This window comes from Alteromonas lipotrueiana (genome assembly GCF_019249245.1).
Lineage (GTDB): Bacteria > Pseudomonadota > Gammaproteobacteria > Enterobacterales > Alteromonadaceae > Alteromonas > Alteromonas lipotrueiana.
Genome location: NZ_JAESDK010000010.1, coordinates 1 through 26,332, shown reverse-complemented (window position 1 = coordinate 26,332; position 26,332 = coordinate 1). Strand labels below are relative to the sequence as shown.

The window sequence follows — 26,332 nt, the reverse complement described above, 5'->3', positions numbered from 1 at the left end:
ATTAATACAGGTCGAATGATTTGTTAAAGCGCAGGCCAAACTCGCTGCGATCATTACTACGTACAATTCCTACATAACCATTTTGCGCTAAACGGCCTTGATCATAAACTTCGTCAAAGACATTTTTACCGTACAGGCTCAGGCTCCAGTCTCCGGCCGGTGCTTCATAGCTAACATTGAAACCAACCAGCTCCCGTGACTCCATCGTTTCATTCGGGTTGAAAACCGACTGACCCTGCATTTCGTCCCGAAAAGAATAATCAACACTAAAGGTCATCAGAGCGCCATTATTAAGCTCATGATAATAAGTGGGTGCCACCATAATTGTCCACTTGGGTGACAACGCCGGCGAGTCTCCTTCACCAATGCCCACTACCCCATCATCAATAGAGGTAATTTCGGCATCCAGATAACCAAAGGTCGAGCGAATAACAAAGTCATCGGTAACATTTGTCGTGAGCTCAAGCTCTACACCCTGTGAACGCGATTCACCGGCGTTTTCCACAATAGTTACAAAACCGCCACCCGCTTGCGGGTCTGAAAATGGCAGTGCCAGGTCAGTATAGTCGGTCAAAAAGAATGCTGACATAAAGCTAACATACTCGTTGATTTGACCTTTAAAACCGACTTCGTAGTTAATGGCTGTGGTTTCATCAAATGAGACAAACTGTGCTGCGCCACCAAACGGGCGAGGAGGAAAACCGCCGGTTTGATATCCTTTTTGAATGGCCAGGTACATATTTAAATCGTCGGTCAGAGTATAACCGGCGTTTAAATCCCAGGTAAATTCAGAAAATTCTGCATTACGATACGCCCGTTCGCCACCAAAGGACGGAAATAACGCGTTGGCGTCTTTTTCGTCACGGCTGTAACGCATACCGCCGCCAATATTCAGTTTCTCGGTCAGACTGTACGAAGCATTCACATAGGCCGCATAGGCTTTCGTTTCCTGCTGAATATCGAAAAATCCGTAGCCGCCACAAAAACCACAAAATTCAGTAACTGGCGTAACCCCATCGTTTAATAAGCCATTAGGCACATTGAACGGGCTGAAGGTCCAGGGTCCTGAGGTGGTATCGCCTTCTTCGGTAAAATAGTACAACCCTGAAACAAAGTCGTAGCGATCGTAGGTTCCGTTTAACTGCAGCTCAAACGAGGTTTGATCCGCGCCGCCAGTTTCAGGAAACTCTGATAAATTTAACGGTGAAGCGTCATCGTCAAGACCACCTTCGTATTCTGACGAACGTTTGCTGGCAATAAACTTAAGATCAAGATTATTAGTCGCCGCCCACAACGCGGTTAATGACGTGCCCCAGCCTGAATAAGAAGTCGACTCGATACCTGCTACCGTCGTACCCAGATCGTCGGGGTTTTCAGGTAATAGTGACGGGTTAAGCAAATAAAACTCACCGTTGTCGATACTAAATTCAGTAGGACGATTTTCAGTAAACTCAATAGTGTAAGGTGACTGTCCTGCTTCGTTTTCAACAAAGTCTGCTGACAAAGTCACCGAAAAATCTGAGGTAAAGTCATACTTTGCAGCTATACGGCCACTGTATTCTTCTTCTTCACCGATTTCACGTTCTGGGTTTTCCAGATTAATGGCGGTACCTACACCATTACGCTGTTTAAAAGAGCCTGAGGCAGAAACACTAAAGTCATCGGTAATATCGCTATTGATGTACAGGTCCGTGGCCAGACGCCCACGCGTACCTACTTTTGCAGACACCGTGGCGATGTCTTGCGAACCCGGCGCTTTGGTAATGATGTTTACCGCACCACCTAAGGTGTTACGTCCATATAATGTGCCTTGTGGACCGCGCAGTACTTCTACACGCTGTACATTGGGCAGTGACATGTTTGCGCCCATCTGGCGCCCCAGATAAACCCCATCCAGATACACACCTACGCCCGGGTCTGTGGTAATAACGTGATCCTGTAGCCCGATACCGCGAATAAAGATAGATGCATGACCGCTGTTACCAGCACCGTAGCGGCTGATATTCAGATTGGGGACATACTTACCGATATCGTCCAAAGTAGTCACATTGGTATCTTCAATCAGGTCTTCGCCAATAGATGAAACCGCGGTAGGTGTTTCATAAATACTTTCAGACCGTTTACGGGCGGTCACCATGATTTTTTCGACGGTGTCGTCGGCCGCGGGGTCGCTGCTGGCCTGTTGAGCCACCGACATCGCAGGAAATAAGCTTGCCGATACAGCCAGAGCTAGCGCAGTAAGACGTGTAGGGTTAAATGTTCGCAGACTAAGCGAATAAATGGACATGATTTTCTCCGTCAGGTGAGTGCTTTTGTAATTGGTTTTTGTACAGATAATGCACAGATTTGCGCTCATATATCGGGCCGCGAGTATACAACAGTGAATATGTTTAGGAAGCAAAACTTTTGCGTTTTAAGAATTTTCTTATATTTTAAGACTCTATAAATAACAGGACTTTTTATGGCCTTTGCAACAACCCCCAAAGTACTTTTTTTTGATGTAAATGAAACCCTGTTAGATATGCAGGAGCTAAAATCAGCCATTGCCGAGGTATTAAATGGTGATGAGTCGATGGTGCCGGTATGGTTTTCAAAGTTGTTGCACCATTCGCTGGTCGACACTGTGACAAATCAATACCATGATTTTGCTGAAATTGGCGCCGCCGCGCTGGTAATGGTCGCCCACAGCAAAGACATTACACTGAGTATGGATGAGGCCAAACAGGCCATTACTGAACCTATGACTCAGTTGCCTGCTCATGATGATGTCAAAGATGCACTGACACGGTTGAAGCAACACGGCTTTACTCTGGTGGCCTTTTCAAATTCGGCCGAAGCGGGGCTTAATCGTCAACTCTTAAATGCTGACATTCGCCAGTATTTCGATGCGGTGTTAAGTGTTTCTTCTATTAAGCGCTTCAAGCCCCATGGAGAAGCGTATCAGTGGGCCGTAAAAACAATGCAAACCGATACTCACGAATCACTTATGGTTGCAGCGCACGGCTGGGATGTTAGCGGCGCCAAAGCTGCCGGCATGCAAACCGCTTTTATTGAGCGCCCCGGAAAAATGATGTACCCATTAGGGCTCTCGCCAGATGTGTCAGTGGCTACGCTTACTGAACTGGCCGATGAACTAGGCGCCTGAGTCTTAGCCCTGCTGTTTTTGTGGTTTGCCAGCAGGGCTGGCTTTTGCACCAATGCCAGGTAAAGTATTACCACCAGCACGAAGCTGGCTTGCAACATTACTGCTCACCATAACCAGTTACCACTTCAAGGGTTTGCCCCAAAAAATAGCGGTGAAGCATTCATAAACAGCCCTCTTTTAGCGCTTATGTATCCCGCCCGTTTTAAAAATACGAACATATCTTATTCGAAAAAATTAATGAAAAATTAGAGAATAAATCTAAAGTCCAATTCCTTTCATTCCGATAACCTCAGTAAGATGGTCAATTGTTGCTGCAATCAAACATTGTTAAAACCCGGGTAGCAGCTATTTTTATAAGTTCTTCACGGTTGGTTAAAATCTGGCCGAATGATGCAAAGGACGTTTAAATGAATTTTCTGTTACACCTATCTGTTGCCAAAAAAATCTTTCTGATCCCTATTATTGGGGCGGTAAGTTTTATTTTGTTCGTGTTTATTAATAGCTATATTTCAACACAAAATGCCAATCAGTTGGAAAACGCAAAAAGTATCGATTTTCCAGCATTGCAGTTAAGCACTACCGCGTTGGTGAGCATTGAAAAAGTGCGCGACACCCTGGCCGGTGCCGTGACTACCGGAGATGCTGATGCGCTTGAATTAGCTTCAACATCAGCGACTACGGTTCAGCAAAGCCTGAAAAAAATTCAACAAATGGACCCGGCGCTTTCTACTGAAGTTGCGGTTATTTTAAACGAGTTCGAAACCTACTATCGGTTAGCTTATGGCATTACTCAGTCGATGCTTGATGGCACCGCTGACTTTGCCCGACTCAATGACAGCCTCGACCAAATGAACACCACTTACGATACTGTCACCACCGAACTAAACGCCTTTAAACAACAGCGGGCAGATGTGTTTGATATGGCCTTTACAGACTACAGTGAGGCTCAGCAGTTTTTGATGTATCTGGGTATTATCATGGGCCTGGTGACCACCATTATTTTATTTGCTACCGCCTGGCCCATTGTCTCTGAGATTCGTGGGTCATTGCAGCAAGTGGTTCTTTCATTACGTAATATTGCTGAAGAAAATGGCGATTTAACGGTACGTATTGACTCAAATTCAAAAGATGAAATTGGCGAACTGGTTACTTACTTTAATCGCTTTATGGCGCGTCTTCAAAATGTGGTGAAAGACATTGTGGACACCACTCTACCTTTGTCTGATTTAGCCCAAAATTTAAATAGCCTGACCAGTGATACCAACCGAACTATTGCTAATCAGCAAGACTCAGCCACCCAGGCAAAGTCAGCTGTTGACGACATGAATTACTCAGTAAACCAGGTCGCATCTAACGCTGCCGAAGCGTCTACTGCGGCTAACGAGGCCGCATTGGCCGCAGATGAAGGAAAGCGGGTTGTTGGCGATACGGTAGCCAGCATTGAAAGTCTGGCGCAAAATGTGGCCGAGACCTCAGAGGTGATTCAAAAGCTAGAAAACGATTCTAATCAGGTCGGGGCGGTGCTTGATGTGATCAAGGGTATAGCCGAACAAACCAACCTTTTAGCATTAAATGCCGCCATAGAAGCTGCCAGGGCTGGTGAGCAGGGCCGTGGTTTTGCCGTAGTGGCAGACGAAGTTCGTACTCTGGCCTCACGTACCCAGCAGTCAACGGAAGAAATTCAAAACACAATTGAGCGTTTGCAAAGCGCGGCGCAATCGGCGGTTCTGGTTATGAACAGTGGTAACGATCGGGCTCGGGAAAGCGTTGAGGCTGCCAATAAAGCTGGCCACAGTCTCGACTCAATAAACAATACTATTAACATGATTAGCCAGATGAATGCGCAAATTGCTCAGTCTACTGACTCGCAGCAAGCGACATCAAAAAATATTGTCGACAGCGTGGATGCTATTTTTCAGCGTACGGAAGAAACCAGCAACAACTCCCAAAAACTCGAATCAGCCAGCGCCGAGTTGGCACACCTTGCTACCGGACTAAAGGCCATCGCCCGTCAGTTTAAAGTGTAATATTTTTGCTTGAGGTCGTCATGGGTCGTCAAACCCGCGACCTCAGGTAAAGGTTTGCGCACCTCTTTCTTACTAAAATCTTTCTGCTTTGAATGTCTAGTGTAATACCCGGCTTCAGGGTATTGACTTTGATACTTACCTATCACAAGCGCTATGTAATCTCTACTTTATGGCTATAGCCGAAACGTAATAAAGCTTTAGTATACGCCGGGTTCTCATTTATTAGTTTTGGATATCAGATGCAATTAAATTCTTTCTCTGGTCTGGCTGCTGGCCTGGCTCTTTCGTTCAATGCGATGGCCGACATTCAGCTGAGCGGCTTTGGCACATTGGCAGCGGGTTTACCAACCGACAGTGATACAGAAGTACGCAATTACTCAGACAGTGAAGTTGATTTTAAAACCGGCTCATTTTTAGCCTTGCAAGCCTACGCCGACTTAGGTGATGGCCTGAGCGCTACTGCCCAAATCAGAGCCCGCGGAATTGAAGACTGGGATCCGCAGTTCACCTGGGCGTATTTGTCTTATGAGGTTCAGGAAAACTGGCGGGTACAGGTTGGCCGCCAGCGTATTCCTATCTATTTGTACTCTGATTATTTGGATGTTTCTTACGCCTATCACTGGATTGCCCCGCCTACAGAGGTTTATCAGTCGTTTTTTGACAGCATTGATGGCATCTCATCAATTCACGACTTTAGTGTGGGCGACGCCCTGATTAATATGCGTGTTTACTACGGCCAGGAAAATACCGAAGCCCCTGATGGCAACACATTTGATGTTGATAAAGTATTCAGCACAGTGGCCAGTGTTAACTATGGCTGGTGGACCTTCCGTACTACGTATGTTCAGTTTGACCTGTCTGCAGACCTGGGGCTGGCTCCGCTTGTGGGAGCATGGCAACAAACGCCGTTTGGCTATGTGGGCAGTGACCTGGACATTCAGGATGATAAAGTTGATGGTGTTGAGGTTGGGGTTATTTATGATGATCAAAACTGGCTGTTTGTGGCTGAGTACATTCCAGCGTCACTGGATAATACCCTGATAGGCGATTTTGAGCCTTGGTTTGTTTCGGCGGGCAAGCGCTTTGGCTCAGTATTGGTACACGGCACGTATGGCCGTGACAAAGCAGAAACCGGTGTTGATTTGTCTGCAATTCCACGCGGTATTGACCCGACACTTGATCAGTTAACGGCCACTACTGAGCAGGTTATTGCCGGGCGTACCCGCAACAGCTCGTTTTATACCATTGGCGCTCGCTGGGATTTTCATGACTCGGCCGCGCTTAAGGCGGAATACACCAACTCTGAACAGACTGATGGCTCTGATGCCGGGTTAATTCAGGTTGCACTTGTTACTGTTTTTTAAGGGTTTATTCTGATGAAATTAAAGCAAACTATAAAATATTCTTTGATAACTTTTACACTGTTAAGCTCGGTATCTGCTTTTGCCGAAGTCGCAGTAGTGGTTAACAGTGGCAATTCTGCTGCATTGTCACAAGATGATGTATCAAAAGTCTTTCTGGGAAAAAACAAATCTTTAACGCCAGTCATGACCCAGGGTGGGCCTGCCGATGAGTTTATCGAAAAGGTTCTTGCCCGTTCTCCAAGTCAGTACAAAGCATACTGGGCCAAACTGGCGTTTACCGGCGGCGGACGGCCCCCTAAGACCGATAATGCCGCCAGTGTACTGAGCGAAGTAGCCAGTAACCCCGATGCTATAGGTGTGGTTGACTCGGGTGCAGTAAATGGTGACGTAAAGGTGTTGTTTACCTTGTAACCGATACCGCAGCAGACCCAGTCTGCAAGATAAGAGACCAAAAAGGGATGCTTGTGCATCCCTTTTTCATTATGTATTAAAACCCGACTTTAAATTTCACCTTTTATAGTCGTTTTTATCTGTTCATTATAAAACTTGAATAAATTCTTGTGCAGGGTGCTTTCCAGGTGAGGAAGGTTGGCTGCCCGGCTGTTCTGAATAACTTGGGCAGCAGAGCTGGCGCCGGGGATAACGCAGCTCACTGCAGGATGAGCCAATATCCAGCGAAGCGCAAATTCAGGCATCTTCAGTGTGGCTGGCTTGTAGTGTCGATACAAACTGTTGACATGTTTCAGACCCGTTTCAAAATCGATTCCAGAGAATGTTTCGCCAATAGCAAAGGCGTCGCCCTGCCGGTTGAAAAAACGATGGTCTGATTCATCAAAATGAGTGTCTTTACTTAGTTTGCCGCTTAATAATCCGCTTGCCAGCGGCACTCTGGCAATAATGCCCACCTGTTTGCGTTGCGCTTCATCAAAAAGCGACTCGACAGCAGTTTGTCTGAATAGGTTAAAAATAAGCTGTATAGAGGATATACCCTCATATTTTAAACATGTTTTTGCCTGCGCCAGCGTTTCCACACTGGCTCCGTAATGACTGATCTGGCCCTGAAGTTTCAGCTCTTCCAGCCAGTCAAACACATGGCCGGCTTCAAGCTGTTCATGTGGAATACAGTGCAGCTGCAACAGGTCAATTTTATCGCGCTGAAGGCGATCTTGTGACCGCAACACCGAATCACGCATACTATTGAAGCTGTAACCATCAGGGTAGACACCGTGCGCTCTTCCGTATTTGGTCGCCACTACCGTGGTTGCTGACGATTTGAACAAAGCTTCGCCTAAGTGGTTTTCACTTTGCCCGGCCCCATACACATCAGCAGTCTCAAAAAATCGCACGCCTTCATCAAGCGCGCTTTCTACAATTGAGTGTGCGTCTGACTCAGAGATAGGACCAAACTCGCCTCCTAACTGCCAACAGCCTAATCCCACCTCGGTCACCTGCAAGCCTGATTTACCGAGCTTACGTGTTGCAATTTTACGCGAAGACATTGTCGCCCCTGAATTGGTTGGTAAAATATTGATACAAGGCAAAGTACGCAGGCATGTATGGAAAGACCATCTTCGATATAACAAATCGGTAGTTTTCAAGGCGCACTTATACTCGTTTAAATTTATACCCAGGTCGCTGGCCTGAACAGGCCTGTTCGCGTATAAAAGGCTTCGTTACACTAAGTGACAGCGCGAGCAATTTTTTATAAGGAAGAGTATGAGCTGGGTTTATCTTATTGCAGCGGGGTTTTTAGAGATTGGCTGGCCGGTGGGTTTGAAAATGTCACAATCTCCGGAAACCCGTATTTCAGGTATCATTATTGCGGTTGTCTTTATGATAGCCAGCGGTTTTTTACTGTGGCTGGCGCAAAAACAAATCCCCATGGGAACTGCCTATGCGGTATGGACCGGAATTGGTGCAGTAGGCACTTTTGCCGTAGGGGTGGTGTTTTATCAGGACCCTACTTCATTTCTGCGCTATTTAGGGGCATTGATGATTGTAGGGGGCGTCGTTTTACTCAAAGTAGCCTGAAAATAGGTTTCAGGCTACGCCCTTACTTACAGCATAAGATAGCCGAAGCGGGTGGGCACTCTTGCGCTGTAAAACTGCTTTTATTTTTAGATGGTTATTCACAACTCACAACCCCGATACCTTTACACTCTTGTAAAAAAGTCTAGTATAGCCTTTGAACATTCGTTCAAGTTAACTTTCCGGAGAGCAAATGATGCGTATCTTAATGGTAATAATGTTGATAGTAAGCAGCTGGAATACCCAGGCTAACGTTGATAATCCGCCCAAGGTAATATTTTTTGATGTCAATGAAACCCTGCTAGACTTAAACGCCATGGAAGTATCGGTTACAGAAGCTCTTGGCGGACGTAGCGAGCTTATGAGCCTATGGTTTTCTACCATGCTGCATCACTCTTTGGTCGATAATACCACTGGCCGGTTTCACACTTTTGGAGAAATCGGTGTCGCCTCGTTGTTAATGGTAGCAAAGTCAAATGGTGTCGAGCTTGATGAAGATACAGCTCGTAAGGCCATCGTCACTCCATTACGCAGCTTACCGCCCCATTCAGATGTTAAAGCCGGCCTGAAAGCACTCAAAGAAGCAGGATTTACCCTAATCAGTTTAACTAATTCATCAAACAAAGGGGTTAAAACCCAGTTTGAAAATGCTGGCTTGCTTTCTTATTTTGATGCGCGTTATAGCGTTGAAGACATCAATCGCTATAAGCCTGATTTGCGTACTTATGAATGGGCTTTAGAAAAAGCCGGAGTTAAAGCGAAAGACGCTATGCTGGTGGCGGCTCATGGTTGGGATATTGCTGGTGCTAAGGCCGCAGGTTTACAGGCTACATTTATTGCCCGTGAAGGCAAAGTCCTGTACCCGTTAGCCATAGCGCCTGATTATCAAATCAATACTTTGCCCGAATTGGCCACGATTCTGGCCCGCTAGCTCGGTTAGTTCCCTGCCCGGTAACACTCTTTGGCCTTCACGCTGTGAGTGATGCCGGCGTGGAACCTACCAAAAACAAGTATTGCCTCAGCGGATATTGCCAGCAATCGGTTTAGTTGACGTATTCATCTGATACTTTGCATTTGCTCAAAAGGAACGACATGCAAATTATTCTTCGCAGTCTTGTTGCTCTTATTCTTATCGCGGGCGCGTTTAGCGCCTATAGCTATGGACACACTACAGGCTTATTTATTTTTATCATACTTGGCTTTTGTTTAGAGGCAGCGTTCTGGTTGAAATTGTTTCCGCCGAAAAGACGTAGAGGTGGGCAAAGATAAAAAGGCGAGAGTATTGGTATTGAGAGTTTAAGAGTGGGTAACAGTACGCTAACTGTTTTTTTACCTTGATACTTTCAAGTTTCGGTGAATGTCTGACGGTTTACTTTTTTGGTAAATTTTGTTAGTTGAGTTTTAATAAAATGACCGAAGATTCAGCGAATTAACAACTCAATCTTCGGTCACACATTAGCGTTTTTTATTTCTCATAAAACTGATATTGAAGGTTAAAACCAATCAAGCGGACGTAGTTACCTGCTACTTCGTAGCGTCTGGCCGACACGCCTACCGAAAATTGCTCGAAAACATGCCATTGCAAGTTTCCTCCGAAAAACATATCACTGTCAGAGATGCTTTCCCGGCCGGTATCTACTTGCGTACCACCGGTTTCAAGACGTAGATTGTAATCGGCATCGTACCAAAGCTTACCAACACGAATTCTCCAGCTCAGGTTTTCGTTAATCTGCTGACCATAAGAGATGGCGATACTTTCGCCTGAAGCAGAGCTTGGATGTTCAAAGTTCAGTTCAGCCAGATATTCATCAATCTCAAACTCGGTAATTCGGTCGGTAAACGAGACCTGGTTTTCACCCAGGTCAACGGTGCCGATCTCTACCGCCCACTCTGGGGTAATGTGATAGCCAAAATCGACCCAGTAAGATTTGCTGTCTTCAGAAATACTCTCAAAAACAGCCGTATCTGAAACATTCATTATCTGTTGACGAATATCGCTTTCATCAAGATTGTACTTTGCATTACCCAACCCCCCTTTAAGATACATTTTGTACTTATCAGAAGCCTGCGACGCAGTAGCCGTAACCATCAGGCTTAGCGCCAGTAGCAGGCGCTTTTGACGCCATACTACTGCCAGACCCAGAGCCAGGTAAGATAGAATACCTAAGCTACCACCAGATTCTGAAGTAACAACCACTCTGCTATCAAAGATCTCTGGTTTGCCTACACCACTTGGGTCACGAACAATACCGTTTACTTCACCGTCAGCATCATTCGGACCACCGTCTTCTATCGTTAACTGCACGCACCAATCTCCTTCTTTTAACCCAACTGTGTATTCTGACGAGCCTGGCGCTGGACAGTAACCTGGTTCACCTAAGGCTGATTTAACCATGTTGTTGCCATCTTCCACATAGGTCTGCCAGCCTGAAGCAGGCATATACTTTCTATACACCGCTTCTTCAGGAATCGCGGCACGTTGGGGTAATACAACATTTATAGACACCGTACCTTCTGGCAATCTTTCGGCGATAAAGTCGAAATAACCGCCCACGTTTTCAATGGTATCTGGTTCAATATCTAACTTAGCAAAGTCATCGTCAGTAACCTGAGCGCCTGTAAAGGTACTAAATGATGACACGCGTCCCAGTTTCATTTTCAGGCCGACATCACCTTCCACAATATACGCGTCTCTGACTATGCCACGCTCAGGCAGCAAATAAGGTACATCATTGTTGTCCAGGTAATCTGGAATGCCATCGCTATCGGCATCAGCCCAACCTTCATCAGCATCGTTAATACCATCACCGTCTGAGTCTTGTGAGCCACTTAACTCAACGCGCGCGCTGATTACCGGAATAATAATATTTGCAATGCTTGAAAGTGCAGGGCTGCCATTGTCAGTAACCGTCACTGTTAAGTCGATAGGTCCTAACGGTAAGCCAATCGCGCTGATACCAATCGCTTTACCATTTTCATCTTCAACAATAGTAATACCTTCAGGAACATCCCATTCAATAGTGTGAGTATCGCCCGGATCGGTAATGTCTAAGTCGATAACCAAAATGCCATCTTCAGGAGTGACAACCGCCGAAGGCGAACCGTCTACAAAGGTTGATAATCTCAGTTGTGGTGCGGCATTGGTTTCAACGATATCCAGCGTAAAGTCAGGTTTAGCACCTAAGTTATGGCTGTCATCTAAGGTCAGGGTTAGCGTTTCAACATTTTCGCCAAGTCCGTCGTCGGTCAAATCGATATCAATGGTTGCTGTTGCGCCAGAGGCTATCGTAAATGACTGTGCTGACAGCTCATAGTCTTCACCATCGGCGGTTCCGCTCACCGTAAAGTTATAGGTAGCAGGATACTCAGGTAATTCGCCATTTAGAATCAATGTTACGGTAGCTACAGAGCCTTCTTTCACCTGAACATCACGACTAAATGATACTTGAGGATAAATATCGACAATCTGTTCAATTTCGCCCACATTGCCTTTAGCATCGACGGCTTTCCAGGTAAGAGTGTGTCTGCCAGGTCTGAACTGTGTACCATTTGACTCAAGACCAATTAATTCTGGCTCACAGCAGTCTGCATCCAGAGCACTGGTTACCGAAACCTCAATGGCCTCTTCAATCATTTGCGCAGTAATACGGGTAAAGGTACCTGTAGCGTTGATGATAAATGGCTCTACGGGCTCAAATACCGGGCCACGTTCATCAGTAAATGGGTCGCTTCCTGCAGCGAATTCTTCGCTGTTAGTCGAACCATCGTTGTCTAAATCCAGTAGACCATCTGCCGCGTCTAACGGATCAAAACCCTGTTCAAGCTCATAGGCGTCGGGCATACCGTCACCGTCGTCATCAGTATCAGCATTGTTGCCAATACCATCAACATCAGTGTCCAGAGTTTCTTTAGGATCTAACGGGAACGCGTCACGACTATCTTCAACAGTATCGTTGTCGTCGTCGGTATCAGTATTGTTACCAATACCATCTATGTCAGTATCAACCCACTCAGAAGCATCCAGCGGAAACGCATCTTCAGAGTTTATAAATCCATCGCCATCGGTATCCGGGTCAATATTGTCAGGTTCACCATCACCATCTGAATCTTTAAGTACAAACAAAGCAAATGTTTCTTCAACAGAGCTACCGCTAGTGTCTGTCGCCTGAACGGTTACATTGAATCCGCCTACATCACCTTGGGCCGGAGTACCAGATAAGGTAACCCCATCAAAGCTTACCCAGGCAGGTAGTTCTGAGGTGACTTCTAATGTCAGTGCATCACCTTCAATATCACTAAAGGTGGTTTCGGGCACGCTGTAATTAAATGCCACGCCTTCAATCGCGTTCTGGTCTGCCAGGCCCTGATTTACCTCAGGGGTATCGTTAACCGGTGCAACCCGAATCGCAAAGTCAGTAACTTCGGCAACAAAGCCACCAAAGCTATCGCTAAGGGTGAAGAAGAAAGTATCAGTAGGGTCTTCTGAACCATTATGACGGTATTCAACAACATTCATCTCATCAATATCAAGCTGAGTGAACGTATCGCCTGCGCTTAATAGCTCACCATTTTTGTACAATGCACCCGCTGAAGGCGTTTGAGTAACGGTATAGATTAAATCTATCGGTAGCTGCTCATTGTCCATGTAATGCAGCGTATTGTGCATAAAAAACGCATTGCCGTTTTCGTTAACATCTAAACCATCGAAGTGATGACGCATTGGATTTGTATTAGTACCGGTGATTGTAAGTGCGTAGTCTTGCGAAACACTTTCCCCGGCTTTATCTGTAGCAATAACACGGGTGTCATAAGTGCCACGGTCGTACCAGCTATGTACATAAGTAAAAGTACGATTAGCTGAATTTAACGAGATAAAATCAGGTAATGGCGAACCATCAGCAAGTTGAGCAGTGAACGTTAGTTCGTCGGCCTGTCCCTGAGTAATATCTTCATCAGTGAACGCATTGGCGGCAAACTGGTATGCAGAAGGGCTGGTGGTGATGTCTGTGGTTTGATCAACCAGTGCAGCATTTACCACCGGCGCATCATTGATGTTGGTTACAGTTAATGTAAAGCCTGTAGATGAACTTTCACCAGACGTGTCGGTAGCGGTAATAGTTACAGCACTGTCGCCCGGTGTAGTTGGGGTACCAGAAATTTCCTGCGTATTGCTGTCGTAGCTTACGCCATCAGGCAAGCCAGTGACCGTAACCGTTAATGCTTTACCTTCCGGGTCGCTAAATACGTTACCCACGTTAATAGGTGTCATTGCGTTATCTTCAGCAATGCTGGTATTGGCAATAGTATTGTCAACATTAGGGGCAGTATTGGCATTGATAAATAAGGTAAATTGCGCGGTAGCTGTACCACCCTTACCATCGTCTGCACTCACCAGCACAGTGTGCTGACCAACAACTGCCGTAGGGCCGGTAAAGGTTTGCGAAGCAGCGTCAAAGGACACGCCGGCGGGTAAACCACTTACTGAATAATTTAACGCATCGCCATCGTTGTCGGTAAAAAAGTTAGCCGGAAGACCAAATGAAAACGGCTCGTTTTCTAAAAAGGTCTGGTTAGGTAATGTGCCGTTGGCCTGTGGGGCGTCGTTTGCAATTGAACCCACAGTTGCACTGGTATTAAACAGGTTACTTTTTTGCGTTTCGTCACTCATAACCAACGACAGTGTACGCAGACCATCAGTAGGCGTTGCGGCACTATTTTCATAAGTAAGCGCGCTTACCAGAGCTTGAGCTGAATCCAATGATGTACTTCCGGTAAAATCAACCACCAGCGGAGCGCCTACCCCGTTTTGCGAACTACTAATGGTCGCAAATTGTACACCTTCATAAGAAACAATACCGGTGGCATTATCAACACTGATCTGGCCTGGCCCTGTGCCGATGTTTTCAACATTAAGTATTTCACTGGCTCCATCTATTCTGGTGGTGTCTATACGTAATTTACCACCTTGTAAATCAACAGAGTCTACATCGGTAAGTAGCGCATCCTGACCCACGTCGACAAATACCTTATCGCCGTTTAGTGAATAGGCACCATCGCCAGGATAATAAGTTAGTTGCGGGCCTTCGGGATCCGGAACCACAAAGTTTATGGTTTGGTATGCTTTAACTTTTCCGTTTTCTTCAACCTGAAACGTAATGGGGTAAGTACCTGAGGCCAGACCCGCTGCGTTAAATTGATACTCGCCAGAAGGCAGAGTGGTCAGTACTAGATCCCCGGTTTCATTTCTGAAATTACCAAGGTTAGTACTGGTTACCGTAGAACCATTCACCCCATCGATAGCAAAAATTAACGGGGTTTCCGGAGACACAATTACCGTTTTCGTTTCTTCAGGAATGTCTTCTGAAAACGCATACTCTTCTGTCGCCGGGCCATCTATTAGATACAGAATGACGTCGAAATGCGCTTTTGACTTTACATTACCGACAGTATCTAAGTCTTCGGCCACAAAGCCGGCAGAATACAAACCGGCGGTTTGGGTGCCTGAACCTGTCCAGGTTATTACACCGGTTTTCTCATCGATCGCAATCCCCGGCGGGTTTGCCGATGAGCCACCACCCAACTCTTCAAGGTTAGCAAGTCTATATTTAATTTCATCACCATTTGGATCCACCACATTGGTTTGGTAGGTCCAGTCGGTCAACACAGTGCCGTCACCATTTTGCTTGGGCACTTCAAAAACAATAGGGAGATCTAAACCTGGCTGCTTGTTGCCGTTACCGGTATACACCAGGGTCTGGATATCCCATGGGCCATTAGCATTATTTTTTAATTCAGCTATCCGGTTGCCACTGGCGTATTGAAGCTTGTACGTAACTGTTGGATCTACATCATACATTTCAAATACTTGAGAAAGCTGATCATATTGGCTATTGGGATCGGAATCTCGAATTTGTGTAAGTACTTTTTGACTTTGAATTTCTACAATATTAAAGGTCGGAGTACTTGATAATGCCGGTGTGGGAGCTCTATCAACCGCCCAAGCTGTATTCATATACAACCGAACATCATCTACCTGACCGTCACCATCTGCATCTACAGGGATCCACTTTATACCGCCGCCCCTGAAGTGAGAAAGGTAACCGTCATACTGAGCTAGCTGTGACTGCTTTGCGAAAAGGTCACTGTCAATGTCCCCTACCGTATACTCCAATGACCAGTTGGCCGAATATTTGTCGCCACCCGTGGTATCAGAAGAAGCGGCCACATCAACCTGCATTGCATCGGCCAACTGATTAACAAAATATTCACCAGAATCTGTTTTAGCAATATCACAACCGTAAAGCTTAACATCAGCGCCCGGAGCAAAGTATTGCTGTAGCGAGCTCATTTGTGCCATGGTCGCGCTATCGGCACCGAGAATATCTGAACCTAAGAAAATTTGGCCATCGGCGCCGTGTGATATCAGGTGAAGGTCACCGATCTTGCCTTCATGAGACGCCAATGCGTTTTGCAACTGTTCAATACCAGAGGTATCTGAGTTTAAAATTACCGCTTTATGGCCATTTTTAACCGCTTCGTCATAAAGCCATGATGCATCAGGCGCGGCGCTGTCGATAACAACCAGCGATTGAGATACGTGGTGGGCACTCGGCGAGGCCGTTGCATTAACTGCAAAGCCTGCGAGTGCCAACGCTATAACGGGGGCAGAGCGAAATAAGGGTGAAGTCATATGAGCTCCATCTATATGATATGGGAACATTTTCAAAATTACTTTGGTCAACAAATTACATTTCGTAAGATAGTTGAATAAGCGTAATAGTCTATTAGCCATTCTGCCAATATGAGCCTTAAAACTTTTTAACCTGCCACCTAATTCTGTACGAGTATTTAAAGTAAATTTCAGTGAAAGACCTGTGCAACATTTGCCCTCAAAAAAGCATCATTTTTGTCGTCGAACAGACATTTTCGGGCGCCAAAAAAAGCCACCATCTTGGTAATGAATTTTGGTCACCGCAGAACGTAATATGTCTATTGATGCTGCCTATCTGAATTTTAAAAAAGTCACTATGTCCCTTATTTGCTAAGGGCTATCGAGTAATTTTTTGTTTTTGACGTTAACGCGAAGAAGTGAATAATCTTGATGTTAGAATTAAAAAAAACCCTCCATTAATTTGCTTAGCTCATTGGCGATTTTCGAAAGATTTCCTGAGCAGCAAACCTATGTGTTTCAACACAAAGTTTTACCGTAAAAAAGTCCCCGGTTTAGTATGCCCGGCCTGATAGAAAGCATACATAGGTAGTAACCGACATACCTATTTATAGGCGCTTCTTTCTACTTTCCATGCCCTGGCGTACGCTCTTCCAACAGGACTTATTGCACCTTAAATAATTTGATGGGCAACCGGGCATTAAAACTATACCAATATTCGTAGGATATTTTTTTGACACGAACACCGCTACAGGGCGTTAAAACCTCTGTTTGACGTTGCAGTTAACGGTTAAGAATATTTCAGAACCTTGCTTATGTTTTAGAGCGTTTTCAGAGAATTTAAATAAAGAGAGGGTTATAAAACGTAAAGGTGATAACTCAGCTATTATAGTTTTTTAGATTTATTCGCTTAACAGGAAAGAAACAGCAGGTATGACAGAAGAACCCGAGGTTAGAGTGAGAGTTAAAAAATAGCCTGTCGTGGTTTAAACAATTAGCGTTAAGGGGCCTTCAACCTTAGCTGGTAAGTATTGAAGACCCAAAGTGTCTTATAATTTATCTGGTATCTTTTCTATGTCTTTTAACCATACTTTGGCCTCTGCATCACTAGGGGCCCGCCAGTCTCCCCGAGGCGATAGCGATCCTCCTGAACCTACTTTAGGGCCATCTGGCATAGCTGAGCGCTTAAACTGACTGATTTTAAAGAATCGATAGCAAAAAACTTCTAGCCAATGCTTTATTTCTGACAAGGTGTATTGAGTTCGATTTTCTTCAGGAAGAGTACTAGGCCAACGTCCTTCACTGGCATCATGCCATGCATGATAGGCTAAAAACGCAACTTTCGAGGGGCGCACACCAAAGCGGGTGATCCAGTAAAGATTAAAATCCTGCAATTCATAGGGGCCCACTTTGTCTTCGGTTTTTTGAGCTGGTTTGTCCGAATTGGCCTCTCCGGGGACCAGTTCAGGAGAAATTTCGGTGTTTACGATTTCTGTTAATACGTCATGAGTTTCAGAATCAAATTCATCCTGGGCGGCAATCCATCGAATAAGATGTTGAATAAGTGTTTTAGGCACACTGCAGTTTACATTATAGTGAGACATATGATCGCCCACCCCATAGGTCATCCAGCCTAATGCAATTTCTGACAAGTCTCCGGTTCCCAGAACCAGGGCATGATTCTGACCAGCCAGTCGGAACAAATGAGAAGTCCGTTCTCCCGCCTGAACATTTTCAAAGTTAACGTCGAATAGCTCTTTACCGTCGGCGTAAGGGTGGCCTATATCTTTAAGCATTTGATCGCATGAGGGCTGTATATCTATCTCTTTAGCGGTCACACCTAAACTTTCCATCAGTATATGAGCGTTATTTTTGGTACTTTTGCTAGTAGCATAGGCTGGCATGGTATAGGCCAAAATATTTTCCCGGGGTAAACCTAAGCGGTCCATGGTTTTTGCGGCAACGATTAAAGCGTGGGTCGAGTCCAATCCACCGGAAACACCAATTACGAGTTTGGTGAATCCAGACGCAGACATTCTTTTTGCCAGTCCGTGCACCTGAATGTTGTAGGTTTCAAAGCAGCGCAAGTCCAGGTCATTAACGATTGAAGGTACGAACGGGTAGCGATTGACGTTTCGAAGAAGAGGAAGCTTGGCCTCGGGCGGATTAAGCGTAAAATCTATGCGCCGAATTTTGGAAACCAGAGCTTGATGAGCAGAGACCGAATCGTGAAAGCTGGTTAATTGCATACGGTCCTGCGCAAGACGCTCAAGGTCGATATCAGCAAAAATAAGGTCAGCTTCTGGAGTAAACCTTTCAGACTCAACCAGTAATTCATCATTTTCAAATATTACACCATGACCGTCCCACGCTAAGTCGGTGGTAGACTCGCCTGGCCCCGCTGCAGCATAAAGATAGGCAGCAACACAGGCCCCGGATTGACGCGCACATAAGTCACGGCGGTACCGCGCTTTGTCTACAGTAATATTACTTGCAGATAAATTAGTCAGTACTGTAGCCCCTGCCAAAGCAGCGTAGGTACTCGGCGGAATGGGTGTCCATAAATCTTCGCAAATCTCGGCATGAATTCGTAAATGTTCGACATCCAACGCATTAAATATGATGTCCGCACCAAAAAGAACCTTGTCTCCTAAAAGATAAATTTCATCGAGCAGGCAGTCACGGCCTGAGCAAAACTGCCTTTTTTCGTAAAACTCCCGGTAATTGGGCAGGAAAGATTTTGGTACTACGCCTAAAATTTTGCCGTTGTGGATTGCGACCGCACAATTGTAAAGCGCTCCTTCTATTTTGAGAGGAGTTCCGATTAATAAAAATGACGGAAGGTCGTTTGAAGCCACTTTAATTTCTTCGATTGCGTCTAAACAGGCATCTAGCAGAGCATCCTGGTGAAATAAGTCTCCGCATGAGTAGGAGCTGATACCGAGTTCGGGAAACAAGCAGACCGCCGCATTTTGTTTACCCGCTTCTTTCGCTAAATTAATGGTTTGCTGACTATTATATTGCGGATCGGCGACTTTAAGCTCCGGTATACACACCGCTACCCGAGCAAAACCATGCGAATAGATATTATTGAAGGGTTGCTCTTCTTTCATAAAAATTCCTCAAGATTAATTTCGGTAGACAACGGTGTTTTAGCTTTACAGGTTTGTCTTAGCTGTTCTAAAGCAGTTTGTTTGTTGTGTTCGTTTGCACACACCACCAAATCAGGAGGTACGATTAAATTATAACGTCTCATGTAGGCATCCTGAGCGGTAAACTGAACACAAATATCGGCAGTAATACCCGCTAATATCAAGGTATCTGCTTCGAGATGCCGCAACAGGGTTTCAAGAGTAGTGCCGTAAAAACCAGAATGGCGTACCTTAATGACAAAATAGTCCTCATCCTGGGGTTTTAGAATTTTTGCAACTTTTTCACCCCGTACATTCTTGTCTAACGAATGTTCAACCAACTGTCGAAAGTCAGACCGCCATTTGCCAAAGTTATCGTTAACATAAATGGTGGGGATAGAAGCTTCACTGAGACGCTTTTTGAATCGGCTAATGGAATGAGCGGCTTCAAGTGCTGGCTCAAGCATCTGCTCTCCATCTTCAAATTCCAGATCATTAATCATATCGATAATCAGGAGCACCACATTGCTTTTGTCAGGAAAATCAGCTGGCTTATTAATAGGTTATTCTCCTATGGTAAGTGCAGATAGAGCGTAAACAGGGATAAGTATATATTTCGACAAAGTGAAAAAGACTGAGTTTGATATGAGCCACCGTCTAAGGGGGATCAACAAAATTGCGGATAACACGTTGCTCGGGAGGGGAAGATTAAGCGACACATAGATGTGAAATTAATAGAAAAATAGAAAGGAGCCCTAACTTGCCTTCACCGCTTCTAAGTAATGATAGACAGCCCCAAATTCGCAATGCCCCGAGCTGCCCAGGGAGCAAGCAAATGGCTAATGTCTGCGGACATGTATTACAGGCTTATGTTACAGGCTTATGTTACGGGCTTATGTTAATGACGAAACCGTTTGATTCTAGCGGGCAGTAGCGCTCTTTATCAAGGACCAGACAAGGTACTATGGGAGCCTCAACACACCGTTACTAGCAGTTTGAGCGAATAGCGCAAGTTGGTGTCCCCTCACCCATTAACGTCATAACCCGGTTAATCTATCCCCACCCGCTCCTTTACGCTCATATTTAGAAACAACCTATTCGCGCGTTTATGTCCCTTTGCTTTATATCCAGATTGCTGATTTCTCTATATGTAGTAATACGATAGTTAGTTTGCTATTAATAGCGAAAGTATAAAAGTGAGCAATGGCGATATAAAAAATGCGCAATTCACGCACTTTTAAATCATTAGGTGCCAGCAGGTAATGACGCTCTGTTTAAAAAAGATATTACTGTTAATTATAGTTGTCCCTGCTTCCATACATTGGCTTGGAATTACATTGCTCGGTCTGATGGTTTTCACTCATGGTACTTTTTATAGTCTCTTTTCCTTTTTTGTAACCGTCTTACTTTTAGTTGGAATTTTTTCGCTTGGAGTGGTTATATATACGGTTATTCACTATCCCAAAATCAGTAAATTTGCCGTTTACTCTATTGGTGTGGGTTAGGGTGTTTTATTAGTTGCTTTATATATGGGGTTGTATACGGAAACACCGTTTTTAATTTCTGCATGCTTCCTCTTTTTAGGTGGTATGATTATCATGATTGAGTATGTTCGTAGGCCCTGACCATCACATTAAATCGTTTGAAGGCTGGTTGAAAAAATACCACTTCGTAACGATTTTTTTGTATTTCACCCCATTTATAGGACATAAGTGTCGTAAGGATTATCATGGAAGATTTTATTGGTTTTTTATTTATCTGGCTAATCTTTGAATTTATCTTTTGGGGCGTAATATATGCCACAGGTTCGGTTCTCACTTTCATCATTTCTTTTGGTAAGTGGGTACCTGATAGTATTATCCGCTCAAATACGGGCCGTGTGTCCAAAAAACAAAGCGGCTTTGGTCTTATAAATCGTTCTGGCCAAACCTACCTTGGAGCCTGGGGAGTCTGTATTTTAGGGTTATCTTTCTGGACATTGATTGTGGTTTATATCGTCTTAATATAAATATTAAACACATCACAATCATATTAAATTTGTTCGCAGGCGGGCTCCCTCCCAAATAGGGCGGCTGTGTTACTTCATTCTAATTATTATAGCCATATATGTGTCGGTAAATTTTACAATCGTGTGTTAATTATGCAATTGCGTGGATATTAATTCATAAAAAACAAGAATATATACTTTTGGCACAGCATTTGCCATGTATTTCGTACTGAAATTATATGGTAAAAAAAATGAAAAATATTATAGGTTTGGTCGTATGCTTTTTTGCAGCCTCAGCGAATGCTGGCCTTATTACCAAAAGCCCGGATTTAGGTGATTTTTGGAATCCCCTTTCAAGCTCAGGAACATATATATATGCTAATAGTTTTGTGGCTGATTCAAATGGTATCGCTACAGACTTAGGAGTTTGGTTAAATGGCGGCAGCTCTGATTTTGTATTGCAAGTATTTAGCTCGCTTGGAGGTGATTTAAATAATGGTCCTGATTCTTCAAGTATCCTTGCCTCGACATCAGTAATTTCAGGCTTAAGTTTCCCATCGTTAACATATTTTGAGCAATCAACTATTGCAGGCGCGATTGATCTAATAGCAAATGAAACGTATTGGTTTGGGGCCAGTACAGTTGGTTTAGGAGGATCTGGCCCTTTTAACGTTGGCGCTCATACGCAAAATAGTGGCGGTATAATTGATAATGGTACATTCTGGTATTCTAATGATCCTACCGGTACAAATTTTGATGGGCGTTCGCTCACTCCAGAAATGGCATTTACAGTAAATATAGCTTCAGTTCATGTGCCTGAACCTTCAACCATTGCTATTTTAGGACTAGGCTTAGCTGGGATAGGATTTTCTAGAAAAAAGAAAGTGTCATAATCTATCACCGTTATACATATTCTAAGCCTCGGTAAATCTCGAGGCTTTTTTTTGCCTAAAGTGCATAGGACAGTCACTTCTTGTATCTAAAGCTGACCTTAGCCAAATAATTCAAAAACCTTCGATTTCCACCATAGGCAAACGCCTAACTAAAGGGCTACTTCATATTATCATTTGTTCAGCCTTAAGCTGACTGTGTGCTGATAGAGTCGTACACCAGCCTCCTTCTTCCAAAGAGACAGACTCGCACAGTGACTCGCACAGGACAGTCACTTCTTGTATCCATTCGCAGTCTATCAAACACTGACTGCGGCTCTGCTTGATAGACTGTTACATCATGCACATATCGTCCAGATAGCAGGAAATAGTTACCGTCTACGGGGCAAAAAAGCGGCTGGGATAGCCCAGGTCACCAATAAACAAAATAAAGTGTAAACGCTAAAGGTGGGTCAATTTTATTTTACCGCTAACTGGGTCAAAATTAGATTGCCGTTGACAATGTAGCAATGATGACACCTATTGATTTAAGCGATCTGTAGCGCCGCTTCATTGAGACAAAATACTAAGACAGGGCCAAAAATCGTCACACAATTTTCTAGAAGTCCCGACATACCATGACTGGTTGTTTTGAACGAACGGTAGACCTGATAACACCTAAGATGGATGGCTGCTTAACCTGTGAGTTCAATCGATGGATTATTTAACTGTTTAACTGGTCGCGATCTTGCCCTGGTCTATGCGTTAACCCCAGTGGAACTCATGGAATAAAAAAGAGGGTTGCTATCTTAAATTCGATGTACAAAGTAGGTGCAATACAAGAAGCGCCAAGGCTATAACTTAACTATTGGCGCCATAGTTTCTTATCAGAATCTGTATCCTAAGCCAGCTGCAAAGGCTGCACCCACGGTGTCATTTTCAAAAGCAACGGCTAAGCTTTCCAATTTAAGGTAAAGGCCAGAAGCTTTTCCTGAAAAAGTAAATCTGGTCCCTATACCAAATGTTGCACCTGAGGATGAATATGACCGTGGATAATAACACCAGTAGTTATTACAAAAACTCTCTCCAGATTCTTCCTCTTTTATATTGGCATAGCCAACTTTACCATAGAGCCTGAACCACTCTGTATTAAAGTCATGGCCAATATTCAAACCAAAATAACTTACCGTTAAATCAATGTCAGAATCATTTTCGCCAACTACGTATTTGGCTTCAATCCCAAACACATTGTTGAAATCATAACCAACTTCACCATATTGCCCAGAATATGCACAATCAGAATAGTCACAACTTGAGTTTGCTGCGGAAAAAACACCACCGCCAATTAAGAATCCATCATCGCTTGATTCTTGCTCTTCTGCTTGCAATGAAAGGGATAATACACCCAATAAAACAGGAACTATTTTAACAACTGACATTTTTAATTAACACTCCTTAATTTTCTCACAACATCTAATGGGGAACTCACAGCAATACGCCGTACGTTTCACTTGCTGCTTCCCACGTCCTTTATTAGCCGCGGCATTTTACTACTAAAAAGTAATTAATTGCCACGAAATCATTTGAGTTGTAATGTTTTTTTCCTAGATAAAAGTCGTCTGTAATATAAACTAGGAAACCCAGAAGGGATCGCGTAGGTCTGGGCTTGCATAGGACAGTCACTCCTTGCTTCCCTCATTACTTTCGATATTGATATCATTACCAGGCGGTTAAATATTGCAGCACTATTTGCGTTGGAAGGAATCTTGCCCACTACTTATTAACAATAATAACAGTCAAATTGAATAGCTGAGATGATGGAGTGCATCGACCCGGTTTGGACGATACGAATGATTGAGGCATGAAGTCGATGGTGAACGCTTAGCTGGATTACGCTGAGTTATACTTTAAGTTTTTCTTGCATTGCGACATTAGTTTTTCAATATGGCTTGCATAGGACAGTCACTCCCTGTATCTACGGCTTCCATAGTATGGCTTGCATAGGACAGTCACTCCTTGCTTCCCTCATTACTTTCGATATTGATATCATTACCAGGCGGTTAAATATTGCAGCACTATTTGCGTTGGAAGGAATCTTGCCCACTACTTATTAACAATAATAACAGTCAAATTGAATAGCTGAGATGATGGAGTGCATCGACCCGGTTTGGACGATACGAATGATTGAGGCATGAAGTCGATGGTGAACGCTTAGCTGGATTACGCTGAGTTATACTTTAAGTTTTTCTTGCATTGCGACATTAGTTTTTCAATATGGCTTGCATAGGACAGTCACTCCCTGTATCTACGGCTTCCATAGTATGGCTTGCATAGGACAGTCACTCCTTGCTTCCCTCATTACTTTCGATATTGATATCATTACCAGGCGGTTAAATATTGCAGCACTATTTGTGTTGGAAGGAGTATTGCCCACTACTTATTAACAATAATAACAGTCAGATTGAATAGCCAAGATGATGGAGTGCATCGGCCCGGTTTGGGCGATACGAATGATTGAAGCATGAAGTCGACGATGAACGCTTTGCTGGATTACGCTGAGTTATACTTTAAGTTTTTCTTGCGTTGCGACATTAGTTTTTCGAGACTGATAACCGTTTTAAACTCTGTTTCTATGCCGCAGACTAATGCATGCCAGTCAGAAGGCTCTAACGCTACCCGCGTGAGCGTGAGCACAGGCCTGGCGACATCATCGATTTTACCTCGTTTTTTCGGGTGAAATTGGCGTCCGGTTTGTTCGACAACTGCCAGATACTCTTCAATACGAAAAGGTAGACCATCGGGCATTTTATCTGAGGGATTGCCTGCGAAAGGAAGTAAGTGACGGGGCTGTTGATGAGACGTTGCGGCTTCAATGCGCTTTTTAATACTGGTATGGGCCGACTCTTTCGGTGTTTTCGCTAAACAAGCGCGCACCGGGTTTAAGTCAACATACGCCATGCAGGCTGCTAACGCTGCGTCATCCATTAATGCCTGAGACTTGAATCTTCCTTCCCAGAAGTGGCCTGTGCACTCGTCTTCCTTATTCGCTTGCCGGGCAATGTATTCATTGAGCAGCCGCATAAACCAGCTGATATCGAACAGTCGGCTACGATAGACTTCGGCGAGGTTTTTTACGGTTTCAATTTCTGCCTCAGATAATGCATCACATACCTCGGGATTAATATATTTTTGGGACAGCAGCATGCCTTTGTACAGCTTATGCCAGCGGCCGATAACCTCCTTCACTGAAAGCAAATCCGCCTTTTGCTTATTGATACGCAATACCACATGGGTGTGGTTGCTCATCACCGCATAGGCGCACACATCCACGCAGAACACGTCAGCCAGCAATAACAGCCGGTCTTCAACCCACTGTCGTCGATGTTCATAGCTTTTGCCCGTCTGCCTGTCTTCGCCGCACAAAAATGCTCTGCGAACACACCGCGACACGCAGTGGTAGTAAGGCGTATCTGACAGGTTAATAAGACTTTTACGCGGTCTGGGCATGAGGTTAAACAAAACGAGGAAAGTAGGCTTTCTATTGTGCTGAAGTTAACTCGAAATCCAACTGTACCCAGGGATAGAGAGTGACTGTCCTTGACAGAAAGAAAGGATAGAGAGTGACTGTCCATGTTAAGAAGGAAATATTGTAAGTAGTGTGAGTGTCTGTCCGAGGTTAAGAAATATTGACGCACTTGCTTCTAAAAGACCGCGTGCAAACGCGGTTTTTTTGTTTGTGCTAACGGTAAAAGTGTTGCCTCCGTTTGGAGCGAACTTTTTCTAGGAAAGAAATAGGATAGTAGGAACAAAAAAGCCCCACACTTGCGTGCAGGGCTTAGAATAATGGTGCCTCGACCCGGGATCGTAACGCGTGGTGTAGCCACAGGGGCACACCGGCGTGTTCCGATAACCCAGATCTAAAAAAGCCCGCATAAATGCGGGCCTTTAGAATAATGGTGCCTCGACCCGGGATTGTAACGCGTGGTGCAGCCACAGGGGTACGCCAGCGTGTTCCGATAGCCCAGATCTAAAAAACCCGCATAAATGCGGGCCTTTAGAATAATGGTGCCTCGACCCGGGATTGTAACGCGTGGTGCAGCCACAGGGGTACG

15 protein-coding genes and 1 pseudogene are annotated in these 26,332 nt (G+C 44.6%); 9 read left to right on the top strand and 7 right to left on the bottom strand.

All coding sequences use genetic code 11. From position 1 onward, the window contains the following. Position 1 precedes the first annotated feature (1 nt). Positions 2 to 2,287: a TonB-dependent receptor gene (locus JK130_RS08255; RefSeq protein WP_218353843.1), complete on the bottom strand. Its 2,286-nt coding sequence runs from the start codon at positions 2,285 to 2,287 to the stop codon at positions 2 to 4. Between the two features lie 174 nt (positions 2,288 to 2,461). Here JK130_RS08255 and JK130_RS08250 point away from each other — a divergent pair, with 174 nt between their 5' ends. The 4 genes from JK130_RS08250 (at position 2,462) to JK130_RS08235 (ending at position 6,947) form a co-directional block, all read left to right on the top strand. Next, positions 2,462 to 3,145, top strand: a complete 684-nt coding sequence (locus JK130_RS08250; protein WP_218353842.1) for a haloacid dehalogenase type II — start codon at positions 2,462 to 2,464, stop codon at positions 3,143 to 3,145. A gap of 407 nt (positions 3,146 to 3,552) precedes the next feature. Continuing rightward, complete coding sequence (locus JK130_RS08245; RefSeq protein ID WP_218353841.1) at positions 3,553 to 5,172, top strand: methyl-accepting chemotaxis protein; 1,620 nt, start codon at positions 3,553 to 3,555, stop codon at positions 5,170 to 5,172. 239 nt (positions 5,173 to 5,411) lie between these two features. Further along, the gene (locus tag JK130_RS08240) at positions 5,412 to 6,536 is read left to right on the top strand and encodes a porin (RefSeq protein WP_218353840.1); all 1,125 of its coding nucleotides are present in this window, start codon (positions 5,412 to 5,414) and stop codon (positions 6,534 to 6,536) included. 12 nt (positions 6,537 to 6,548) lie between these two features. Then, complete coding sequence (locus JK130_RS08235) at positions 6,549 to 6,947, top strand: type 2 periplasmic-binding domain-containing protein (protein ID WP_218353839.1); 399 nt, start codon at positions 6,549 to 6,551, stop codon at positions 6,945 to 6,947. Between the two features lie 89 nt (positions 6,948 to 7,036). Here JK130_RS08235 and JK130_RS08230 read toward each other — a convergent pair whose 3' ends face one another. Next, positions 7,037 to 8,035, bottom strand: coding sequence for an aldo/keto reductase (locus JK130_RS08230; RefSeq protein ID WP_220099509.1), 999 nt, complete (start codon positions 8,033 to 8,035; stop codon positions 7,037 to 7,039). Positions 8,036 to 8,252: 217 nt separating this feature from the next. On the opposite strand from JK130_RS08230, the gene JK130_RS08225 reads away from it, so the two are divergent. Both JK130_RS08225 and JK130_RS08220 read left to right on the top strand, forming a co-directional pair. Further along, positions 8,253 to 8,567 carry a DMT family transporter gene (locus JK130_RS08225; protein ID WP_218353838.1) on the top strand — a complete coding sequence of 105 codons (315 nt, stop codon included), beginning with the start codon at positions 8,253 to 8,255 and terminating at the stop codon, positions 8,565 to 8,567. A 205-nt stretch (positions 8,568 to 8,772) separates the two neighbouring features. Then, positions 8,773 to 9,495, top strand: coding sequence for a haloacid dehalogenase type II (locus JK130_RS08220; protein WP_246587738.1), 723 nt, complete (start codon positions 8,773 to 8,775; stop codon positions 9,493 to 9,495). Positions 9,496 to 10,029: 534 nt separating this feature from the next. On the opposite strand, the gene JK130_RS08215 is transcribed toward JK130_RS08220, so the two are convergent. The 3 genes from JK130_RS08215 to JK130_RS08205 all read right to left on the bottom strand — a co-directional run bounded on the left by JK130_RS08215 (position 10,030) and on the right by JK130_RS08205 (position 19,885). Further along, positions 10,030 to 16,254 carry a putative Ig domain-containing protein gene (locus JK130_RS08215; protein ID WP_218353836.1) on the bottom strand — a complete coding sequence of 2,075 codons (6,225 nt, stop codon included), beginning with the start codon at positions 16,252 to 16,254 and terminating at the stop codon, positions 10,030 to 10,032. A 1,028-nt stretch (positions 16,255 to 17,282) separates the two neighbouring features. Further along, positions 17,283 to 19,346, bottom strand: coding sequence for an NAD(+) synthase (locus JK130_RS08210; protein WP_218353835.1), 2,064 nt, complete (start codon positions 19,344 to 19,346; stop codon positions 17,283 to 17,285). Continuing rightward, on the bottom strand, positions 19,343 to 19,885 hold the full coding sequence (locus JK130_RS08205; protein WP_343210988.1) for a cysteine hydrolase family protein: 543 nt from the start codon (positions 19,883 to 19,885) through the stop codon (positions 19,343 to 19,345). Before JK130_RS08205 ends, JK130_RS08210 begins: the two co-directional genes overlap by 4 nt. Before the next feature lie 1,208 nt (positions 19,886 to 21,093). On the opposite strand from JK130_RS08205, the gene JK130_RS08200 reads away from it, so the two are divergent. From JK130_RS08200 to JK130_RS08190, 3 genes and pseudogenes are all read left to right on the top strand, one after another. Continuing rightward, the gene (locus tag JK130_RS08200; protein WP_218353833.1) at positions 21,094 to 21,372 is read left to right on the top strand and encodes a hypothetical protein; all 279 of its coding nucleotides are present in this window, start codon (positions 21,094 to 21,096) and stop codon (positions 21,370 to 21,372) included. Between the two features lie 230 nt (positions 21,373 to 21,602). Next, entirely contained in the window at positions 21,603 to 22,244 is a 642-nt protein-coding gene (locus JK130_RS08195; RefSeq protein WP_218353832.1) for a PEP-CTERM sorting domain-containing protein, read from the top strand. Between the two features lie 267 nt (positions 22,245 to 22,511). Then, positions 22,512 to 22,679, top strand: a pseudogene (locus tag JK130_RS08190) (ATP-binding protein); the annotation flags it as partial. 428 nt (positions 22,680 to 23,107) lie between these two features. Here JK130_RS08190 and JK130_RS08185 read toward each other — a convergent pair. Next, complete coding sequence (locus tag JK130_RS08185; protein ID WP_218353831.1) at positions 23,108 to 23,659, bottom strand: porin family protein; 552 nt, start codon at positions 23,657 to 23,659, stop codon at positions 23,108 to 23,110. A gap of 1,111 nt (positions 23,660 to 24,770) precedes the next feature. After that, a complete protein-coding gene (locus JK130_RS08180) occupies positions 24,771 to 25,727 on the bottom strand; it encodes a transposase (RefSeq protein WP_218353830.1) in 957 nt (318 codons plus the stop codon). Between the last annotated feature and the right edge of the window lie 605 nt (positions 25,728 to 26,332).